Source organism: Uliginosibacterium sediminicola (assembly GCF_039631295.1).
Taxonomy (GTDB): Bacteria; Pseudomonadota; Gammaproteobacteria; order Burkholderiales; family Rhodocyclaceae; genus Viridibacterium; species Viridibacterium sediminicola.
In genome coordinates this window covers 678,888-697,235 of the sequence record NZ_JBDIVE010000001.1, presented here as the reverse complement: position 1 = coordinate 697,235, position 18,348 = coordinate 678,888, and the positions used below count along the sequence as shown (strand labels likewise).

Sequence of the window (18,348 nt, the reverse complement as noted above, 5' to 3'; positions counted from 1 at the left end):
CCTGCTCACTGACAAGGTATCGGTCGGCGTCCGGCAACGCCAAGACGGATTCGCTTTGCCGAGATAAGCCCGGCTTATGTCAGGCAGCGACCTTGCTGCTTGGCTCGATGGCGCGCAGCGCAGCCGAGCTGCCCATTTCGCCGACCAGCTCAAGCAGGATGTCCTTGACCGCCTGCGCCGGCTCGGAGAGCGGCAGATGGTCGGACTGGCACAAGGCCAGCGGCGCCTCGATGACCGGGTCGACAATGCGGCTGCACCAGGCTTTGCAGGAGCTGACCATCTCATGCGCCATCGACGCCGGCAGGATGGTGGTGCCCACGCCCTCGGCAATCAGCGCGTGCAGGGTGACGGCCGATTCGATCTCGGCCACCACGCGCGGCGCATTGAGCCCGGCGCGCATGAAGCTCTCGTTCACCAGCTTGCGCACGACGTTGTAGGGGCGCGGCAGGTAGAGTTCCAGCTCGGCCAGCTCGGCCAGGCGCACGTTCTCGGGCAGGCGCCGCATGCTCGCCGGGCCGACCAGATAAAGCTCTTCCTTGAGCAGCGGCATGAACGTGAGACCGTGCACCGACTTGTCGCCATACAGCACGGCCAGATCCATGCGGCCGTTCATGATCAGCTCGGACAGCGTGGTGCCATAGTTTTCATTGAGATACAGCAGGATGCCCGGATGCCGCGCACGCACCTTGCGCAGCAGCGGCAAGGACAGCGTCGCCGCCGCAGTACCCGGCGCCAGACCGACCGAGACCTGGCCGGAGATGCCGCGACTGCTCGCTTCCATGTCCAGCTTGGCCTGCTCGCACTGGCGCAGGATCAGCTGCGCGTGGCGGTACAGCACCTTGCCCGCTTCGGTCGGCGTGACGCCGCGCTGGGTGCGCACCAGGAGCTGCTGGCGCACCTCCCCTTCGAGGGTTGCCAGTTGCTGGCTGAGTGCCGGCTGGGCGATGAACAGGACATCGGCCGCCTGGGTCAGGCTACCGATATCAACGATCTTCACGAAGTACTTCAGACGCTTGAGATTCATGGCGGACGCTCGCGGGTGCATCAAACTCGACATGCTCATTCAGCAAGAAGCGCACCGGCCCCGCAGCGAGGCACCAAACACGCCGGAACACCGCGAGCCATAAGCCTTTCGTATCGATACAGCAAGAACTCGTCTTGGCACCAAGACTGTGCGAGCCATAAGCTGGCGGCTCACTTGATCGCCCAAACAAGGTCTCCACCGTGACTTCGTCCCGCATTGCTTCGCGCGTTCAGCGCATCAAACCCTCCCCCAGCACCTCGGCCGCCGACCGCGCCAACAGCCTGCGCCGCGAGGGCCGTTCGATTGTGAATCTGGTCGTTGGCGAGCCCGACTTCGATACGCCGGTTCATATCTGCGAGGCCGCTGCAGCGGCGATTACCCGCGGTGCCACGCGCTACACGCTGATGGCCGGCACGGTGGAACTGCGCCAGGCGATTGCCGACAAGCTGCTGCGCGAGAACAAGCTCAGCTACGCGCTCAACGAAATCATCGCCACCAGCGGCGCCAAGAGCGCCATCTACAACGCACTGGCGGTGACGCTGGAGCCCGGCGATGAGGTCATCATTCCGGCGCCGTACTGGGTGTCGTATCCGGACATGGTGATCGCCTGCGAAGGCACGCCGATCACCATCGCCTGCCCGGAATCGAGCGGCTTCAAGCTGCTGCCCGAACAACTGGCAGCGGCGATCACGCCGCGCACGCGCTGGCTGATCATCAACTCGCCGAGCAATCCGACCGGCGCCGCCTATACGCTGGAGGAATACCAGGCGCTGGCCAAGGTGCTGCTGCAGCACCCGCAGGTGATGATCATGTCCGACGACATCTACGAGCACATCCGCTACGACGGCGAACGCACGCCGCACCTGCTCGAAGCCGAGCCGGCGCTGCGTGAGCGCACCCTGGTCATCAACGGTGTCTCCAAAACTTATGCCATGACCGGCTGGCGCATCGGCTATGCGGCCGGCCCGACGGATTTGATCCGCGCCATCGACACCCTGCTGTCGCAATCCTCGGGCAACTGCTGCTCGGTGAGCCAGGCTGCCGCAGCGGCGGCCATGAACGGCGACCAGAGCTTCGTTGCCAGCAGCGTTGAGATCTATCGTCAGCGCCGCGATCACATGCTGGCCGGCATCAATGCCATTCCCGGCCTGAGCTGCGTGGCGCCCGACGGCGCCTTCTACCTCTACATCAATTGCAGTGGCTGGATCGGCAAGACCACGCCGCAAGGCCAGCAACTGGCCAACGATGGTGATGTGGTGATGTACCTGCTCGAAAGCGAAGGCGTCGCCGTGGTGGCGGGCGTGGCGTATGGCTTGTCGCCGTACTTCCGCTTGTCGATTGCGACTTCGCTGGAAAACCTGGACGAAGGCTGCAAACGTATCGCACGCGCCGCCGCCGCGCTGCAATGAGTCGTGCGGGCGTGCCGCTGCCGGAAGCGCAGATGAAGGTCGCAGGCTTCCGGCAATCCCTGCTGGCTTTGCTGGGCGTGGCACTTGGCCTGATGCTCTCGGGCCTCGACCAGACCATCATCGGCAATGTGCTGCCCAGCATCGTGGCCGATCTGGGCGGCTTTTCGCTGTACGCTTGGATTGCCACTGGCTACCTGCTCGCCTCGGTGATCTGCATCCCGATCTTCGGACGCCTCGGTGATTACTTCGGCCGCAAATACTTTGTGTTTGCGGCGGTGCTGATCTTCAGTCTCTCGTCCTTGTTGTGCGCCTTCGCGCCCTCGATGGCCTGGCTGCTGGCGGCGCGCATCTTGCAAGGCATTGGCGGCGGCATCCTGATCGGCACCGCCTTCGCCTGCGTGCCCGAGCTGTTCCCCGAAACCGAGCGCCGCCTGCGCTGGCAGATGCTGCTGAGCATGCTGTTCAGCGCCGTCAACGCCATCGGCCCGACCCTCGGCGGCTGGCTGACGCAAAGCTATGGCTGGCGTTCGGTGTTCTACCTCAACCTGCCGCTGGGTGCACTGGCGCTGTACTTCATCTGGCGCCATCTGCCGTACTTTCCGCCACATCCCTCGGCCGCCAAGCGCCGCATCGACTGGCTGGGTGCCTTGTTGATTGCGCTGTCGCTGGGCGGCCTGCAATTGTTCGTGCAATTGCTTTCGCGTGGCGGCGTGGTGATGCTCGCGGCCAGCTGCGCGATCATCGCCGTACTGGCCTTCGTCGCCCTGTGCTGGTGGGAGCGGCGCTGTGCCGACCCGCTGCTGCCAAGCGAGCTGTTTCAGGACAAAAGCATGCGTTCCCTGTTCCTGCTGTCGGTGTTGGCGGGGGCGATCATGTTCGTGCTGCTGTTCTACCTGCCGCTGCTGTTCCAGGGCGCTTATGGCTTGTCGCCCAAGCAGGCCGGCTTGCTGATCACGCCGCTGGCGCTGTGCATCACGCTGGGCGCCATCGTCAATGGCCGCATCATTACGCGCGTCGGCAATCCCAATCGCGTGCCGCTACTGGGTTTTGTCGTGCTGATGATCAGCTGCGCGTGTCTGGCGGCAATCGGCCGCAGCGCATCTTTCTCCACATTGCTCTGTCTGAGCTTTGGCGCCGGCACGGGGCTGGGCTTCATCCTCATGAACCTCACGCTGTTCACGCAATGCCTCGCGGATCGCCAGCATCTGGGGATTGCGACAGCCTTGCTGCAATCGCTGCGTCTGGTCGGTGGCATGCTTGGCACGGCGCTGGCCGGCTCACTGGTGATGGCGCTCTACCACCTTGGCGTCAGCGCAGCCTTTGCGCGCAGCGGCGCAGCTGACTTGCTGGCGCCCTTCGCTGATCCGCGCATCCTCTTGAACAGCCAGGCTCAGGTCGAGCAGATCAAACGCCTGAGCGCTGCAGGTCACGACGGCGTGCTGCTGATGACGCAGGTGCGCGACGCCCTGGGTCAAGCCATCGATGTCGGCCTGCTACTCGCCGCCGTCCTCGCACTCATCGCCGTCGTCTGCATGGCCCGCATCCCCCGCGTGTCTTTGCATCCCAAGGCTTGATGTATGTGACTGTAGATTTTTCCCATCCCAACACCTAACCAAGTTCAAGGTGTTGCACTTTCCTCTAGAGCTCGCCCGATTTATTGCGGCGCCGACGTCTGTTACCGACAAAAAGCAGGCGTAAGCTTGATACGAAGAGCGACGCAGATGCGAGAAACAGCACTTGCGAGCTGGAGAGTTTGAACAGCATAGGCATCCCGAACTTCACAATCAGACCCGTGATAGCAAGCAGGATGGAAGTAACGAGGACAGCGGCGATTGCAAACATGATATGGGTGCTTGGCTTCAATCGATGCTCCAGTTTGTGGATAGCCTGCAGCGGGCGCAGCGCTCTAGCGTGGAATTAGACGGCTGTTTCATTCGCAACCACAAGAGACCTCACGTGGGGTGGCAGACAAAGCGCCTGATGTTGGATGACCATCACGTTTCCACCAGTCCAGCCCACCCATCAACTCCTTGACCTTGAAGCCAAGCTTCGTCATGTTCAGTGCCCCTTTCGTTGACGCATTGCAACCAATGCCGTCGCAATAAGTAACGACAGTCGACGATTTTTCGATGTTTGCGGTAGTTGCCGCATCCATCTTTCGATGGGGAATATTGATGGCGCCTGGAATGTGTTCTGCCGCATACGCCTCTGGAGAGCGCGCATCGATCACGGTGAAATTATCGCGACGCTCCAGAGCCACCTTGAGATCCCATGAGTCAATCTCATAGGCCAGCTTGTTTGCATAGTGTTTGAGTTGTTCTTCCATAGCCGCATTGACTCTCAATTTTTATGATGGAGCATTGTCGTCTAACATTTGAGATCAGGGGAAGCCAGCTTGCTGGAGATGCCCTGGGTTGAATTATCAGGCGCGGCTGCAGAGACTTCCTTCAAGAACTGGTTTAGATCTTCATTTTCACGAATGTGGACGAACCGCTTTGTGGTGTCCAAACGTGCTTGAAGAATATTTGGCCTTACAAATTTCGGGAATCGCCAGATTATTTTTATTAGCGCTGGAATGATGAATAGCTCCGGACAGTGCGAGGGCAAGCCGGGGCGTGAACTGAAAAGATACGGCAGGTTACGCCACAGGACACGCCAAAAACATGTATGTCTTGGGTAGTCTAGAAACACCACCACGTCTGCAGCGGCGAGAACAACATCAGATACACCATCAACAACCCAAACGGTATTGTCGGCGATAGCTTTTTCTTTTTCTGTGCGTTCATTTCTTGGCGTCTTAACCCAGCCCGGCTGCCAAACTACGCAATCGAGGCCCCAGTAAGGCAGTTGAAGAAGGGCAGCCAGTTGCTTGGCGACGGTTGTTTTCCCCGCCCCTGCATTCCCGGTAATGAGCACGCGTTGCATTACTGTTGCGCCTAACGAAGGGGGGCGCAAGCGCAGCCTGCGACTATCCCCAGGATCGTAGTGTTTAGCGTCCGCTTAACGATTGACTGCTTCTGCATGCAGCTTCAATCCAAGGGCGCCCATGACTTTCAGGATGGTATCGAAGCCAGGCGCGCGATCGCCCGAGAGTGCTTTGTAAAGGCTTTCTCGCGATAGCCCGGCATCGCGTGCAACCTGAGACATGCCTTTAGCGCGTGCAATGTCACCCAGCGCCTTGGCAATGAAACTTGCATCGCCGTTTGCTTCTTCCATGCTCGCTTCAAGGTAGGCAGCCATTTCTTCGGGGGTGCGAAGATGCTCTGCGACGTCGTAACGGCTCGTTGCTGTTTTAGCCATTTTCATTCCTTCAGCCCAGTTTTCAGACCTCGCGCCAGGCGCAAAGCCGTTTTGATGTCTGTGGCTTGTGTCGATTTATCGCCACCGGCCAAGAGAATCACAAGCTCCTGACCACGTTTGGTGAAGTACACCCGGTAGCCGGGGCCAAAGTCGATGCGTAACTCCGAGACACCCTCGCCAACAGATTTCATGTCGCCGGGGTTTCCGGCCGCAAGCCGCTCGATCCTGACCAAGATACGCGCACGACCCTGGATGTCACGAAGACCATCAATCCACGCTGCGTAGACATCGGTTTTGCGGACTTGTAGCATGGATTAAATGTAGTCAATAGGCTACATTTTGTCAATGTGAGAAGTAAGACGCCGAACGAATGACGTGAGGGGCAACTGGAGCCGCAAAGCGGCGGAGGGAACCCAAAGCGCAGCTTTGGGCTGTCCCTCTCGACGGAATTGTTAGGCTATTTTTTTTCAGGTGATGCGCATGGGCTTTGGTTTTTGATTTTTTTCAATGCATTCTCCAGTTTCTTAACGCCTGATTTTCCAAGCTGACCATCCTCTTCAAGGATGGATTTGATTTTTTGATCTTCAAGCATTAGTTTGACCGCATTGCTGAATCCGCGCTTTGTCGCCAAGTGCATGCAAACTGCATCTTCAATGAAGGCGGCTTGCCAGTTGGCAAAATTTTCTTCATCAAAATCAGATGAAGGCGTCGATGAGGCGACCTCCATTTGTTGATTATAGAGGCCCGCCAAATACGACCATTGTGATGAAAAACGGGTGTACAGCGATACATAGACTGCGCCAAATATCGTTCCAGCCCAAGGAATGGTGTCATGCACCTCGGCGCGAAGATTTACAAAAGAAAAAGAAAGTGTTGCATTCTCGCCGGTTAGCGATCTTATTGCTATGGCTATTAAATACAAATAGGTTGCAATAAATGCGGTTCTAAATAGAATGGCTTTGCCTCCATTTGGCATAAATCTGAGTATAAACTCAGCGGTAAAAATGTTGAGCATGCATCCTCCTTGTAATAAGCCTAACTGTTAGTAGACGGACCCCTAGGTCCATCTACGGTTAATCGTGCGGACAGACCAAATCCGCCCAAGACTTTGATTTATCAACGCAAGTCGGCAGTCTGCTTGTATAAGCCCATCAATCGTGCGGACAGACGGGCAAGGATTTGACCTGCGGGTAGCGACCATTCTAGTCGCCTGACATCCTTGCGCGCAAAAGGTAACGCCGAGATTGTGCGTGCAGTGCAGATTGCATGTCTGCGGGTGATACGTTGCATATCGGCGCGTCATTCGACGCGTGGGGGCTTTTCTCAGGCGGGTTGGCAAAGTCCGCAAGCACAAAGCGGTGGGCGGCGGTGGTGCTTGGCTCCGCGGGGCACAGGGGGCTGCGCTTTTGCGCGGTGAATGGGCCTTGGCGTCTGCTCAGATCTGGCAGGTTTCGAAAGCTGCCGGGGCTGCGTATCGCCGCGCAGACTGGGGATGAAAAGCGCTGCGTTCGGGAAGGCTGGGCGGCAGGCTCAGCAGGCCGCGCCGTTCGGCGACGGCGGCCACTTCTGTGCGGCTTGTTGCTTCCAGTTTGTGGAACAGGCTTTTCATGTGGACTTTGACGGTGCCTGCGGCGATGCCCAGGTGCTTGGCAATTGTTTTGTTGGCATGGCCTTCCACCAGCAAGCGCAGTACATCCATTTCCCGTGCGGTCAGCGGTTCGCAGGCGATGCTGTCGGCCATCTTGCGGGCGGCGATCTGGCCAAGATGCGGTATGCCACGATGCAGGCTGCGCACTGCGCTGACCAATTCGTCCAGCGCACAGCCCAGGGTCAGGTAGCCGCATGCGCCGCATTCGAGCGCGTGCCTGATCTCCCATTCGCTATCGCGCCGCGTCAGGATCAGCACGCCAGAAGGCTTCACTTGAAGGGCGCTGCTGGCAGTGCCGGTGATGCATGCAAGGCCGTGCTCATAGCCGGTGATCAGCACGTCGGGCGCGGTGCTGCTCTGGTCGGTCTCTGCCACAAGTTCGAAATCGGCGTGCTCGCGCAAAATGGTGCTGAGCCCGGCGGCGACCAGCGGGTCGTGATATTGAATCAGAATGCGGATGCGTTGATGGTTTTGCATGGGGGTTCTCCAGAGTCTTTCGATCCGTTTCATCACGCTCAAACAGATTCTGTTTGCCGCGACGGATTTGCTTTTTGCAGTGGGGAAGTGCTGTCGTGTTGGGTGAAAATTCTGCTGTGTGCGCGCATCACATCGATGACTTGCGCGGCTTGCTCGCTGCGTGCCCAGTCGCGCTGCAGCTCAAGCAGCACCTGCACGGCAGACAGTGAAACAGCGCCCGCTTGTGCCATGCGCCGGATGGCGATTGCATGCGAGGCAGGGCGGATGCCAAATGAGGCGTCTTCGGCGAGGTAGAGGTAGTAACCCTCTTCCATCATCTGCAGCGCCGGAAAGACCAGGCTGCTCTCGCTCCAGGCGGCTGCGGCAATGACATTTCTGAGCCCGGTCTTGCGCACGGCGGTTACGAATTCCGGGCAATCCCAGGCGTTCATGCTGCTGCGCCGGATGACCGGCTGGTGCGGGAACAGCTCGCGCAGCTCGGGGATCAGCTGGCCGCTGAACTCTCCCGAGTCCAGCGCGCTGAGAATGACCGGCAGCTTGAAGATGCGTGCAGCCTTGGCGATGGTCAGCACATTGACAAGCAATGCCTCGCGCTCGGCATCGCCCATGCAGGCCAGCAGCGTGTGCTGGAAATCGATGAGGACGAGGGCGCAGTTCTCCGGCGTCAACAGGCCTTTATCAGTCGAACTGAGGCTCATGTTTGCTCTTCCATCGAAAGTGGATGGGCGCAAGCATGCCGCTTCGCAGCAATCCCTTCCATGAGTCAGCCGACCAGATTTTGCGCGCTACCAAGGGTGGAGCGCGGCCTCCTCCTTTTGGAGGAGGCGGGCAGCCGCTTCAGCTAGATTTTGACCAGGCCACGGCGGCTGGCCACGGTGATGGCTTCGGTGCGGCTCAGTACATTGAGCTTGGTGAAAATGCTGCGCAGATGAGATTTGACGGTGGTCTCGCTGATGTAGAGGTTGGCGCCGATCTCCTTGTTGCTCTTGCCGCGCGCGAGCAGGCTCAGCACGTCCAGCTCGCGGCCCGTCAGTGCCTCGTTGCTGATGCCGGCGGCAAGCTTGGCGACCAGCGCGGGCGGAATGCAGGTCTCGCCGCCATTGACCCTGCGGATGCAGTCGAGCAGCTCTTCGCGCTGCGAGTCCTTCAGCAGATAGCCACGTGCACCGGCCTTGATGGCGTTGGCGATATCGCTGTCGGTATCGAAGGTGGTGAGCACGATGATGCGTGCCGCCGGGGCGAGCTGGCGGATTTCGCCGATGGTGGCGACGCCATCGAGGATCGGCATGCGCAGATCGAGCAAGCAGACATCGGGCTGATGCGCCAACCACGCGCTGACCGCCGCGCGCCCGTCGGCCGCTTCGGCAACGACTTCCATATCCGGCTGGCGACCGATCATCGCGACCAGGCCCTCGCGCACGGTCACATGATCATCGGCGATGAGGACGCGGATTTTCGCCTTTGCCTCGCCTGGCGCGGCGTGCATCAATTCCGGCTGCGCTGCTGGGCGGGTGGCGGGCATTTCAGATGAATTCATTGCGGTGTCCGTTCTGCGGAGTGTTCAGCTGCCAGATAAGGCAGGGTGACATGGATCGTGGTGCCGGCGCCTGCTTGGCTGTGGATGCTCACCTGACCACCCATGCCGGTCACGCGCTCGCGGATGCCCAGCAAGCCAAAACCATCGTGTTTGCTGCGGGCGTCGAAGCCCTTGCCGTCGTCCTGCAGCGTCAGTTTGAGCGCGGACGGCGCAAAGGCAAGCTGCACGCTGAACTGCTGCGCCTGAGCGTGGCGTAAGGTATTGGTGAGTACTTCCTGGCCGATGCGCAGGAGATTCTCTTCCCATTCGGCAGGCAGGCTGGCGAGCTTGCCTTCGACAGAAAACACGGCTTTGAGCGCGGTGCCCTGCGTCATCGTATGCACCAGACTGCCCAGCGCCTCGCACAGGGTCTTGTCTTGCAGTGCTTGTGGGCGCAGCGCCTGCACGGATCGGCGGGCTTCTTTCAGGCTGTCGCGGGCCAGTTCGGCGGCTCTCAGCATGTGGGCCTTGGCTTCGTCGTTGAGCGCCTTTGCGCTGGCATCGGCGGCTGCTTCGAGTTGCACGATGACGCCGGTGAAGCCCTGGGCCAGGGTATCGTGGATGTCGCGTGCCATGCGGTTACGCTCGGCCAGCACGGCCGCACTGCGGTTTTGCACGGACAAGCGGGTCAGTTGCAGGGCCAGCATGGCGAGATTGGCCAGCGCCTGGGCCAAATCCGTTTCGTCCGTACTGAACGTGCGTCTGGCCGAGAAGCGGATGCCAATGACGCCTTCCACCTCGCCAGCCACCAACATCGGCACGATCAGAATGGAGATCACTCCCAAGGCCAGGACATGGTCGCGCCAGGGGAATCTCAGGTCCTCGCGAATGTCTTCGAGCAGATAGGGCTTGCCGGTGCGAAACACCTCGGGCCAGGGCCAGACATCCTCAATGCGCAGGGCCGGGCTGACCGGGCCTACCTTGGGGTCGCTGGGCATCACGATGCGACCGTGCTCGAAAGCGAAGGCAAAGGCCACCAGGCCGCTGTCTTCCTCACGCCGCCACAGGCTGCAGCCCAAGGCGCCCAGCTGGCTGGTGATGGTGCGCAGCACATGCTCGGCGATTCTTTCGGGCTCGGACTCAATGGCCAGCGCGTCCACCGTGTGCGTCAGGGCTTCGACCTGACCGCGTGCCAGCTGTCCGGCGGCACGCAGTGCTTCGGCCGCGCATCGGCGCTCGATGGCGATGGCGGCCAGATGAGTGATCTGCTCAATCATCTTGCCGTGCTGCAATCCTGGCTCGCCCGCCAGGCGCGAATACATGACAAAGGCGCCCAGGGCCGTGCCCACGGAAGACAGTATCGGCGACAGCCAGCATGCCTGAAAGCCGCTTTGCAGCAGGCGCTCGCGCCAGACTTGATCAGCCTGCAGATCTGCTTGGGCCAGCTTGCCGACGACCACCGGGAGCTTGCTGTCACATATGTGCTGCAGCAGGGCATCCGGCGGCAGCCAGTGGGTCGGTGGCGGCACGCTTTCTGACGTGAGACCGAAACCCGGTGCAATGGCACTGCGTGCTGAGCGGCTGCCGGCCTCGAAATCCAGAATGAGGGAGCAAGTGTCCGCAGACATCTCATCGGCGGCCAGGCATATCGCCGCAAATACATCGGATAAGGCCATGCCTTGCGCAATCATCTCCAGTACGCGCTTCTCGGCGGCAAGCAATGATTCCGCCCATTTGCGGTCTTCGATGTCGGTGTTCATGCCGAACCAGCCGATCAGCTTGCCGGCATCGTCGCGCACCGGCACACCACGGAACAGGTACCAGCGATATACGCCGTCATGGCGGCGCAGACGGGCTTCACCCTCGCCAGCCGAGCCGGTGGCCAGTAGTGTTTGCCATTGGCTGACGAGTTTGGGCAGATCGTCAGGATAGATCGCAGACTGCCAGCCCCAGCCATTGGCCTGCTCGACCGTGAGGCCGGTGTAATCGGTCCAGCGATTGTTGTGGTACTCCACTTCGCCTGTCGCCTTGGCACTCCAGACCAGGCCGGGAATCGAGTCGAGCAGTTGGCGCTGGTGGTTTTCGCTGCGGCTCAGGGCTTCGGATGCCCGCTCGCGTGCGGTGACATCGCGACATGAGACCATGATCAGGTCGCGTCCGCCGAGATTGCAGCGGATCAGGCGCAGATCTATCAGCAGTTGCTCCTGGTCATGCCGCCGATAGACGCGCTGCACCGTGGCGACCTCGCCGGGCTGCAGGCCTTGCGTCAGCGTGAGGATCTCTTCACGTGAGGCGCTGATCACGAAGTCCCACGGATACATGTGCAGCAGCGCTTCACGGCTGTAGCCGAGCAGGGCGCAGGCGGCAGGATTGGCGTCGATGATGGTGGCGTCGCGTTCGACGATGAAGGTGGCATCCGCCAAGTGCATGAACACATCGGCCATGGCTTTGGCCTGGGCGCGGGCCTGCGCCAACTCGCTGCGGCAGCGTGCCAGCTCATGCTTCAGCGTGTCAGCGGTGTCGGCAAGGGGAGGCGTGTGCTCCGGTTTATCGTACGGCTTCAATGAAGACCCACTCCAAGTAAATGTGACATGTATGCCTCTGTGCTGACTGCTGCGGCACGCCTCGTGCAGATCCGGCGAGCAGAAGGCCGTGCGACTGAGTGCGGCCGCGCTGCGCGTTCCGCTCGCGCCTCAGGCGCTATGCCGGCATATTGCAACATTGTCTGCTTCATCAGTTAGTATCAACGCGTTCAGCGCAGGCTCATAGCCGCGCGCTATTCATTCATTGCTCCAAGGTCATGCTTCCTAATCATTCCGCCATCCGCCTGCTCATTGTCGATGACCACCCGCTCATGCGCGAAGGGGTGGCGGCGGTGCTGCAGAGCCAAACCGACATCGTGGTGGTCGGTGAGGCCGCGAATGGCGTCGAGGCCGTGGAGCGCTTTCGCGCGCTGCAGCCCGATGTCACCTTGATGGACCTGCAAATGCCCGGCATGGACGGGATCGAGGCCATCCAGGCGATCCGCAAGACTTCGCGCGATGCGCGCATTCTGGTGCTGACGACCTACCAGGGCGATGTACAAGCGTGGCGTGCGCTCAAATCCGGCGCGGCAGGCTATCTGGTCAAGAGCAGCCTGCGGGGATCACTGCTGGATGCCGTGCGCAGCGTGCATGCAGGGGGGCGCTGGGTGCCTGCGGAAGTGGCCGTCGCTCTGGCGCACCACTCCGGCGACGAGATGCTGAGCGAGCGCGAGGTCGATGTGCTGCGCCTGATCGCCCAGGGCTATTCCAACCGCGAGGCCGGTGCCATGCTGTCGGTGTCGGAGGACACCATCAAGGCACGCTTGAAGAGCACCCTCGCCAAGCTGAGTGCGCGAGACCGTACCCATGCCGTCATCATCGCCCTGCAACGGGGCCTGATCCAGCTCTGAGGGTTCAGCCAGAGCGTCCTGCTCTGCGCTTCATTCTCCTGCTTTGAAAGCACCGCTAGATAAAGCACCGGTGCGATGCCCATTGGCATTTCGCCCGCTCGCTTGCGCGCGTCATCTACCCCCATCTACCCCAAAAGACAGATGCAAATCTACCCTAAGGTGGCTGTCCGCCCAGGGGGTGGCTACCTAAGATTGGCTCACCAATCACCAGCCCATCGCCCCGCCATGAACTCCGACTCCACCGATATCACCGACCCCGATCGCAGGCGGCTGCTCGCGCTCGGAACCGGGATCGGCGCCTCGCTGATCCTGCCTCTAGGCGCTTCACTGACGACCCTCGGCGAAGCGCAGGCTGCAACTCCCTCCAACGCTGTGTCACACGAAGGAATGCATATGAGCACCATTACCACCAAGGACGGTACGACGATCTTCTACAAGGACTGGGGCCCCAAGGACGCCCAGCCCATCGTGTTTCACCACGGCTGGCCGCTGTCCAGCGATGACTGGGATGCGCAGATGCTGTTCTTCGTGCAGCGCGGTTTCCGCGTCGTCGCCCACGACCGCCGCGGCCACGGCCGTTCGGCCCAGGTCAGCGATGGTCATGACATGGACCACTACGCCGCCGATGCCTTTGCCGTCGTCGAGCACCTGAATCTGAAGAACGCCGTGCACATCGGCCACTCCACCGGCGGCGGCGAAGTGGCGCGTTATGTCGCCAAGCACGGCCAGCCCGCCGGTCGCGTGGCCAAGGCAGTGCTGGTGGCTGCGGTGCCACCCATCATGGCCAAGACTGCGGCGTATCCCGACCATCTGCCCATCGAAGTCTTCGACGGCTTCCGCAAGGGGGTGGCCGAAAATCGCGCGCAGATGTTCCTGGACGTGCCCGCCGGCCCCTTCTTCGGCTTCAACCGGCCGGGTGTGACGCCCCTGCCGGGCGTGATCAACAACTGGTGGCGCCAGGGCATGATGGGCAGCGCCAAGGCCCACTACGACGGCATCAAGGCCTTCTCGGAAACCGACCAGACCGAGGACCTCAAGGCCATCAACGTGCCCACCCTGGTGATGCACGGTGACGACGACCAGATCGTGCCGATTGCCAACTCCGCGCTCAAGGCCGTCAAGCTGCTCAAGAAGGGCACGCTGAAGGTCTACAAGGGCTACTCGCACGGCATGCTGACGGTCAACGCCGACGTGCTCAACGCCGACCTGCTGGCCTTCATCAAGGGGTAAGCAGCATGAAGAAGCGCCTGACCCACGCCAGCGGTGCGCCGGTGGCTGACAACCTCAACATCCAGACGGCTGGGCCGCGCGGTCCGGCGCTTCTTCAGGACATCTGGCTGCTGGAGAAGCTGGCTCACTTTGACCGCGAGGTGATCCCCGAGCGCCGCATGCATGCCAAGGGTTCCGGTGCCTGGGGGCACTTCACCGTCACCCAGGACATCAGTCCCTACAGCAAGGCCAAGGTGTTCGCGCAAATCGGCCAGCGCACGGAGGTCTTCGTGCGCTTCTCCACCGTGGCTGGCGAGCGCGGTGCGGCCGATGCGGAACGGGACATCCGTGGCTTTGCCATCAAGTTCTACACGCCCGAGGGCAACTGGGATCTGGTGGGCAATAACACGCCGGTGTTCTTCATGCGTGACCCCTTGCGCTTTCCTGACCTCAATCACGCGGTCAAGCGCGACCCACGCAGCAATCTGCGCAATGCCCAGACGACCTGGGATTTCTGGAGTCTGATGCCGGAAGCATTGCACCAGGTGACCATCCTGATGGGCGACCGCGGGCTGCCGGATGGCTATCGTCACATGCATGGCTATGGCAGTCACACCTTCAGCCTGATCAATGCTGCGGGCCAGCGCACCTGGGTGAAATTCACCCTGCGCAGCGAGCAAGGCGTGCGCTGGCTGTCCGACGCCCAGGCCGAAGCCATCGTGGCGAAGGACCGCGAGAGCGCGCAGCGCGACTTGTTCGACGCCATCGAGCGCGGCGAATACCCGCGCTGGCGGCTTTGCGTTCAGCTGATGGACGAGGCACAGGCGCAGTCCTGCGCCTTCAACCCCTTCGACCTGACCAAGGTGTGGCCGCATGCGGAGTATCCGCTGCACGAAGTCGGTGTGCTGGAGCTGAACCGCAATCCCGAGAACTACTTCGCCGAAGTGGAGCAGGCCGCCTTTTCGCCTGCCAACGTGGTGCCGGGAATCGGTCTGTCGCCCGACAAGATGCTGCAGGCGCGCCTGTTCAGCTACGGCGATGCGCAGCGTTATCGCCTGGGCGTCAACCATCATCAGATTCCCGTCAATGCGCCGCGTTGCCCCTTCCACATATTCCATCGCGATGGCGCCATGCGGGTCGACGGCAACCAGGGCCGACTGGTGAGCTATGTGCCCAACGGCGAGGGGGAGTGGCCCAGCAGCGCCGACGCCGTTGAACCGCCCTTGCCGCTGCAGGGCGAGGCGCGCGCCCATGACCACCGCGATGACGACGATTGCTTCAGCCAGGTCGCCGCCCTGTTCCGGCTGATGCGCGGTGACGAGCGACAGCGACTGTTCGACAACACGGCGCGTGCCATGTCCGGCGTCAGTCGTGAAGTACAGCAGCGTCATGTCGACCTGTGCTGCAAAGCGGACCCTGCGTATGGCGCAGGTGTGGCCCGCGCCTTAGGACTTATTTAACTGTTGTTCCATCCCATCACTACAAGGAGAAATCCATGAGCACCCCAACCGCCAAAGCCGTCCCCGGCGCCCAATTGCTGAACCCCACCGATCACCTGTTGATCATGATCGACTTCCAGTCGCAGATGGCTTTCGCGACGCATTCGATTCCCGCCATCGAGCTGCGCAACAACGCTTCCCTGGTGTCGCAGGCCGCCGCGGGTTTCAAGGTGTCGACCATTCTGACCACGGTGGCAGAAAAGAGCTTTTCCGGCCCGATGTTCGATGAAGTGACCGCGCCTTTCCCCGGTCAGGCGCTGCTCGATCGCACGAGCATGAACACCTGGGAAGACGCTGCCGTGATCGCCGAAGTCAATCGCATCGGCAAGAAGCGCATCGTACTGGCCGGTCTGTGGACCAGTGTCTGCATCGTCGGCCCGGCGCTGTCGGCGCTGGACCAGGGCTTCGAGGTCTACGTCATCACGGACGCCTGCGGCGACGTGTCCAGCGAAGCCCACGAGCGTGCTGTCGAGCGCATGGTACAGGCCGGTGCACAACCCCTGACCTCGCTGCAATACCTGCTCGAACTGCAACGCGACTGGGCCCGTGGTGAGACCTATGAGCTGACCACCGGCATCGCCAAGAAGGTCGGCGGCGCATATGGCATTGGCGTGCAATACGCCAAGACCATGTTCGGCGCGCACGAAGGCTGATGAGGAGACGCCGACGATGAATACCTACCTTATTTCTGCGGCCGTCGGTCTGCTCGTCGGCGTCATCTACGCCTTGCTCAATGTGCGTTCGCCTGCGCCCCCAGTGATTGCCCTCGTCGGCTTGCTGGGCATCCTGGCCGGCGAACAACTGCCCCCGCTGATCAAGCGCTGGCTGGGGGCACCCACGCAGACCTCCTGGTTGCACGATCAAGTCAAACCACACATGTTCGGCGAGTTGCCACGCTGCGCCGAGCAGAATTCAGCAGCAAAGGACCCACGTCATGGATAAAGCCCGTTCAACGCCGGATCTGATTCTGTTCCACGGCCGCTTCAGCACCCTCAATCGGGCACAGCCTGAAGCCAGCGCAGTCGCCATTAGCGACGGCCGATTCAGCGCGGTCGGCAGCGATGAGGAGGTACTGGCCCTGGCCGGAGCGAGCACACGCAAGGTGGATCTGAACGGTCGCCGTGTCTTGCCCGGCCTGATCGACAACCACATGCACATCATCCGCGGCGGCCTGAATTTCAACCTTGAGCTGCGCTGGGACGGCGTGACCAGCCTGGCAGACGCCATGGCGATGCTGAAGGCGCAGGTTGCCATCACGCCTGCGCCACAGTGGGTGCGGGTGGTCGGCGGCTTCAGCGAACACCAGTTCGCGGAGAAGCGCTTGCCGACACTCGACGAACTGAACGCCGTGGCGCCCGATACGCCGGTATTCATTTTGCATCTATACGACCGTGCTCTGCTCAATGGCGCCGCGCTGCGCGCCGTGGGCTACACCAAGGACACGCCCGCGCCTCCCGGTGGCGAAATCGTGCGTGACCAGGCCGGCAACCCCAATGGTCTGCTGCTGGCCAAGCCCAACGCAGCCATTCTGTATGCCACATTGGCCAAAGGCCCCAAGCTGCCGATTGAATACCAGATCAACAGCACCCGCCATTTCATGCGCGATCTGAACCGGCTGGGGGTGACCGGCACGATTGACGCGGGCGGCGGCTTCCAGAACTACCCCGAGGATTATCAGGTCATCCAGCAGCTGGCCGATGCCGGGCAGCTCACGGTGCGCATTGCCTACAACCTGTTCACCCAGAAGGCCAAGCAGGAGAAAGACGACTTCCTGGCGTGGACAAAAAGCGTCTCCTACAAGCAGGGTGACGAGTATTTCCGCCACAACGGCGCGGGCGAGATGCTGGTCTTCTCGGCCGCCGACTTCGAAGACTTCCGCCAGCCGCGGCCCGACATGTCGCCCGACATGGAGCCCGAGCTGGAAGAAGTGGTGCGCATCCTGACGCAGAACAAATGGCCCTGGCGCATGCATGCCACCTACGACGAGACCATCAGCCGCGCGCTCGATGTGTTCGAGAAGGTGCATCGCGACACCCCGATCGATGGCCTGAACTGGTTCTTCGATCATGCGGAAACCATCTCCGAACGCTCGATGGATCGCATCGCGGCCCTGGGCGGCGGCGTTGCCGTGCAGCATCGCATGGCGTATCAGGGCGAGTACTTTGTCGAGCGCTACGGCAGCCGCGCAGCCGAGGCCACGCCGCCGGTGGCGCGGATGCTGGAAAAAGGCATCCGTACCTCCGCCGGCACGGATGCCACCCGCGTCGCCTCCTACAACCCCTGGGTGTCGCTGTCCTGGCTGATTACCGGCAAGACCGTGGGCGGGCTGAGGATCACACCGCAGCGCAATTGCCTGAGCCGTGATGCGGCCTTGCGGATGTGGACCGAGAACGTCACCTGGTTCAGCAATGAAGAAGGCTTGAAGGGCCGTATCGAGGTCGGGCAACTGGCTGATCTGGTGGTGCCTGACCGCGACTTCTTCAGCTGCCCGGAGGACGACATCGCCCAGACCAGTGCGCTGCTGACCATGGTCGGTGGCAAGGTCGTGTGGGGTGCGGGCGAGTTCGCGTCGCTTGACGACAGCGTTCCACCGCCGGCGATGCCGGAGTGGTCACCGGTGCGCCGCTACGGTGGCTATGCCGCGTGGGGCGACAAGGCGCGTCCGCAGCAGACTGCTGTGCGCCAGGCCGCTGCAGCCTGCGCCTGCGCCAACTCCTGCAATGTGCACGGTCATCGCCATGCCAGTGCCTGGGCCTCTGATCTGCCGGTGTCCGATCTGCGCAGTTTCTGGGGGGCGCTCGGCTGCGCCTGCTGGGCCGTGTGATGAGCAAGC

At 61.5% G+C, this 18,348-nt stretch carries 19 protein-coding genes; 8 read left to right on the top strand and 11 right to left on the bottom strand.

Annotated elements, in window-relative coordinates:
* Positions 1 to 79 precede the first annotated feature (79 nt).
* Complete coding sequence (nac, locus tag ABDB84_RS03300) at positions 80 to 1,024, bottom strand: nitrogen assimilation transcriptional regulator NAC (protein WP_345918255.1); 945 nt, start codon at positions 1,022 to 1,024, stop codon at positions 80 to 82.
* 200 nt (positions 1,025 to 1,224) lie between these two features.
* Between nac and ABDB84_RS03295 the strand changes: the two genes are divergently transcribed.
* Positions 1,225 to 2,433, top strand: a complete 1,209-nt coding sequence (locus ABDB84_RS03295) for an aspartate transaminase (RefSeq protein WP_345918254.1) — start codon at positions 1,225 to 1,227, stop codon at positions 2,431 to 2,433.
* Positions 2,430 to 4,007, top strand: coding sequence for a DHA2 family efflux MFS transporter permease subunit (locus ABDB84_RS03290; RefSeq protein ID WP_345918253.1), 1,578 nt, complete (start codon positions 2,430 to 2,432; stop codon positions 4,005 to 4,007). Before ABDB84_RS03295 ends, ABDB84_RS03290 begins: the two co-directional genes overlap by 4 nt.
* Positions 4,008 to 4,071: 64 nt before the next feature.
* Here ABDB84_RS03290 and ABDB84_RS03285 read toward each other — a convergent pair whose 3' ends face one another.
* The 10 genes from ABDB84_RS03285 to ABDB84_RS03240 form a co-directional block, all read right to left on the bottom strand.
* Complete coding sequence (locus ABDB84_RS03285; protein WP_345918252.1) at positions 4,072 to 4,275, bottom strand: hypothetical protein; 204 nt, start codon at positions 4,273 to 4,275, stop codon at positions 4,072 to 4,074.
* An 88-nt stretch (positions 4,276 to 4,363) separates the two neighbouring features.
* Positions 4,364 to 4,759 (bottom strand): rhodanese-like domain-containing protein, encoded by a 396-nt coding sequence (locus ABDB84_RS03280; protein ID WP_345918251.1) that lies wholly within the window; start codon positions 4,757 to 4,759, stop codon positions 4,364 to 4,366.
* A 41-nt stretch (positions 4,760 to 4,800) separates the two neighbouring features.
* Positions 4,801 to 5,358, bottom strand: coding sequence for a P-loop NTPase family protein (locus ABDB84_RS03275; protein ID WP_345918250.1), 558 nt, complete (start codon positions 5,356 to 5,358; stop codon positions 4,801 to 4,803).
* A gap of 75 nt (positions 5,359 to 5,433) precedes the next feature.
* The gene (locus ABDB84_RS03270) at positions 5,434 to 5,733 is read right to left on the bottom strand and encodes an addiction module antidote protein (protein WP_345918249.1); all 300 of its coding nucleotides are present in this window, start codon (positions 5,731 to 5,733) and stop codon (positions 5,434 to 5,436) included.
* A 2-nt stretch (positions 5,734 to 5,735) separates the two neighbouring features.
* Complete coding sequence (locus ABDB84_RS03265) at positions 5,736 to 6,044, bottom strand: type II toxin-antitoxin system RelE/ParE family toxin (protein ID WP_345918248.1); 309 nt, start codon at positions 6,042 to 6,044, stop codon at positions 5,736 to 5,738.
* A gap of 146 nt (positions 6,045 to 6,190) precedes the next feature.
* A complete protein-coding gene (locus ABDB84_RS03260) occupies positions 6,191 to 6,748 on the bottom strand; it encodes a hypothetical protein (RefSeq protein ID WP_345918247.1) in 558 nt (185 codons plus the stop codon).
* Positions 6,749 to 7,168: 420 nt separating this feature from the next.
* Positions 7,169 to 7,891, bottom strand: a complete 723-nt coding sequence (locus ABDB84_RS03255) for a LuxR C-terminal-related transcriptional regulator (RefSeq protein WP_345918246.1) — start codon at positions 7,889 to 7,891, stop codon at positions 7,169 to 7,171.
* A 5-nt stretch (positions 7,892 to 7,896) separates the two neighbouring features.
* The gene (locus ABDB84_RS03250) at positions 7,897 to 8,556 is read right to left on the bottom strand and encodes an isochorismatase family protein (protein WP_345918245.1); all 660 of its coding nucleotides are present in this window, start codon (positions 8,554 to 8,556) and stop codon (positions 7,897 to 7,899) included.
* 143 nt (positions 8,557 to 8,699) lie between these two features.
* Positions 8,700 to 9,395 carry a response regulator gene (locus ABDB84_RS03245; protein WP_345918244.1) on the bottom strand — a complete coding sequence of 232 codons (696 nt, stop codon included), beginning with the start codon at positions 9,393 to 9,395 and terminating at the stop codon, positions 8,700 to 8,702.
* Positions 9,392 to 11,938, bottom strand: a complete 2,547-nt coding sequence (locus ABDB84_RS03240) for a PAS domain S-box protein (protein WP_345918243.1) — start codon at positions 11,936 to 11,938, stop codon at positions 9,392 to 9,394. Before ABDB84_RS03240 ends, ABDB84_RS03245 begins: the two co-directional genes overlap by 4 nt.
* Before the next feature lie 236 nt (positions 11,939 to 12,174).
* Between ABDB84_RS03240 and ABDB84_RS03235 the strand changes: the two genes are divergently transcribed.
* The 6 genes from ABDB84_RS03235 to ABDB84_RS03210 all read left to right on the top strand — a co-directional run bounded on the left by ABDB84_RS03235 (position 12,175) and on the right by ABDB84_RS03210 (position 18,339).
* Positions 12,175 to 12,807: a response regulator gene (locus ABDB84_RS03235; protein ID WP_345918242.1), complete on the top strand. Its 633-nt coding sequence runs from the start codon at positions 12,175 to 12,177 to the stop codon at positions 12,805 to 12,807.
* A 393-nt stretch (positions 12,808 to 13,200) separates the two neighbouring features.
* A complete protein-coding gene (locus ABDB84_RS03230) occupies positions 13,201 to 14,037 on the top strand; it encodes an alpha/beta fold hydrolase (RefSeq protein ID WP_345918241.1) in 837 nt (278 codons plus the stop codon).
* 5 nt (positions 14,038 to 14,042) lie between these two features.
* Positions 14,043 to 15,476: a catalase gene (locus ABDB84_RS03225; protein WP_345918240.1), complete on the top strand. Its 1,434-nt coding sequence runs from the start codon at positions 14,043 to 14,045 to the stop codon at positions 15,474 to 15,476.
* Positions 15,477 to 15,511: 35 nt separating this feature from the next.
* Positions 15,512 to 16,168, top strand: a complete 657-nt coding sequence (locus tag ABDB84_RS03220) for a hydrolase (protein ID WP_345918239.1) — start codon at positions 15,512 to 15,514, stop codon at positions 16,166 to 16,168.
* 16 nt (positions 16,169 to 16,184) lie between these two features.
* Positions 16,185 to 16,457 (top strand): XapX domain-containing protein, encoded by a 273-nt coding sequence (locus ABDB84_RS03215; RefSeq protein ID WP_345918238.1) that lies wholly within the window; start codon positions 16,185 to 16,187, stop codon positions 16,455 to 16,457.
* On the top strand, positions 16,450 to 18,339 hold the full coding sequence (locus ABDB84_RS03210; RefSeq protein WP_345918237.1) for an amidohydrolase: 1,890 nt from the start codon (positions 16,450 to 16,452) through the stop codon (positions 18,337 to 18,339). Before ABDB84_RS03215 ends, ABDB84_RS03210 begins: the two co-directional genes overlap by 8 nt.
* Positions 18,340 to 18,348: the final 9 nt, after the last annotated feature.

Bases quoted from the DNA above. Each gene is read 5' to 3' on its own strand.
- nac (WP_345918255.1), bottom strand. From the start codon at position 1,024: ATGAATCTCAAGCGTCTGAAGTACTTCGTGAAGATCGTTGATATCGGT.
- ABDB84_RS03290 (WP_345918253.1), top strand. From the start codon at position 2,430: ATGAGTCGTGCGGGCGTGCCGCTGCCGGAAGCGCAGATGAAGGTCGCA.
- ABDB84_RS03285 (WP_345918252.1), bottom strand. From the start codon at position 4,275: ATGTTTGCAATCGCCGCTGTCCTCGTTACTTCCATCCTGCTTGCTATC.
- ABDB84_RS03280 (WP_345918251.1), bottom strand. From the start codon at position 4,759: ATGGAAGAACAACTCAAACACTATGCAAACAAGCTGGCCTATGAGATT.
- ABDB84_RS03275 (WP_345918250.1), bottom strand. From the start codon at position 5,358: ATGCAACGCGTGCTCATTACCGGGAATGCAGGGGCGGGGAAAACAACC.
- ABDB84_RS03270 (WP_345918249.1), bottom strand. From the start codon at position 5,733: ATGGCTAAAACAGCAACGAGCCGTTACGACGTCGCAGAGCATCTTCGC.
- ABDB84_RS03265 (WP_345918248.1), bottom strand. From the start codon at position 6,044: ATGCTACAAGTCCGCAAAACCGATGTCTACGCAGCGTGGATTGATGGT.
- ABDB84_RS03260 (WP_345918247.1), bottom strand. From the start codon at position 6,748: ATGCTCAACATTTTTACCGCTGAGTTTATACTCAGATTTATGCCAAAT.
- ABDB84_RS03255 (WP_345918246.1), bottom strand. From the start codon at position 7,891: ATGAAACGGATCGAAAGACTCTGGAGAACCCCCATGCAAAACCATCAA.
- ABDB84_RS03250 (WP_345918245.1), bottom strand. From the start codon at position 8,556: ATGAGCCTCAGTTCGACTGATAAAGGCCTGTTGACGCCGGAGAACTGC.
- ABDB84_RS03245 (WP_345918244.1), bottom strand. From the start codon at position 9,395: ATGAATTCATCTGAAATGCCCGCCACCCGCCCAGCAGCGCAGCCGGAA.
- ABDB84_RS03235 (WP_345918242.1), top strand. From the start codon at position 12,175: ATGCTTCCTAATCATTCCGCCATCCGCCTGCTCATTGTCGATGACCAC.
- ABDB84_RS03230 (WP_345918241.1), top strand. From the start codon at position 13,201: ATGAGCACCATTACCACCAAGGACGGTACGACGATCTTCTACAAGGAC.
- ABDB84_RS03225 (WP_345918240.1), top strand. From the start codon at position 14,043: ATGAAGAAGCGCCTGACCCACGCCAGCGGTGCGCCGGTGGCTGACAAC.
- ABDB84_RS03220 (WP_345918239.1), top strand. From the start codon at position 15,512: ATGAGCACCCCAACCGCCAAAGCCGTCCCCGGCGCCCAATTGCTGAAC.
- ABDB84_RS03215 (WP_345918238.1), top strand. From the start codon at position 16,185: ATGAATACCTACCTTATTTCTGCGGCCGTCGGTCTGCTCGTCGGCGTC.
- ABDB84_RS03210 (WP_345918237.1), top strand. From the start codon at position 16,450: ATGGATAAAGCCCGTTCAACGCCGGATCTGATTCTGTTCCACGGCCGC.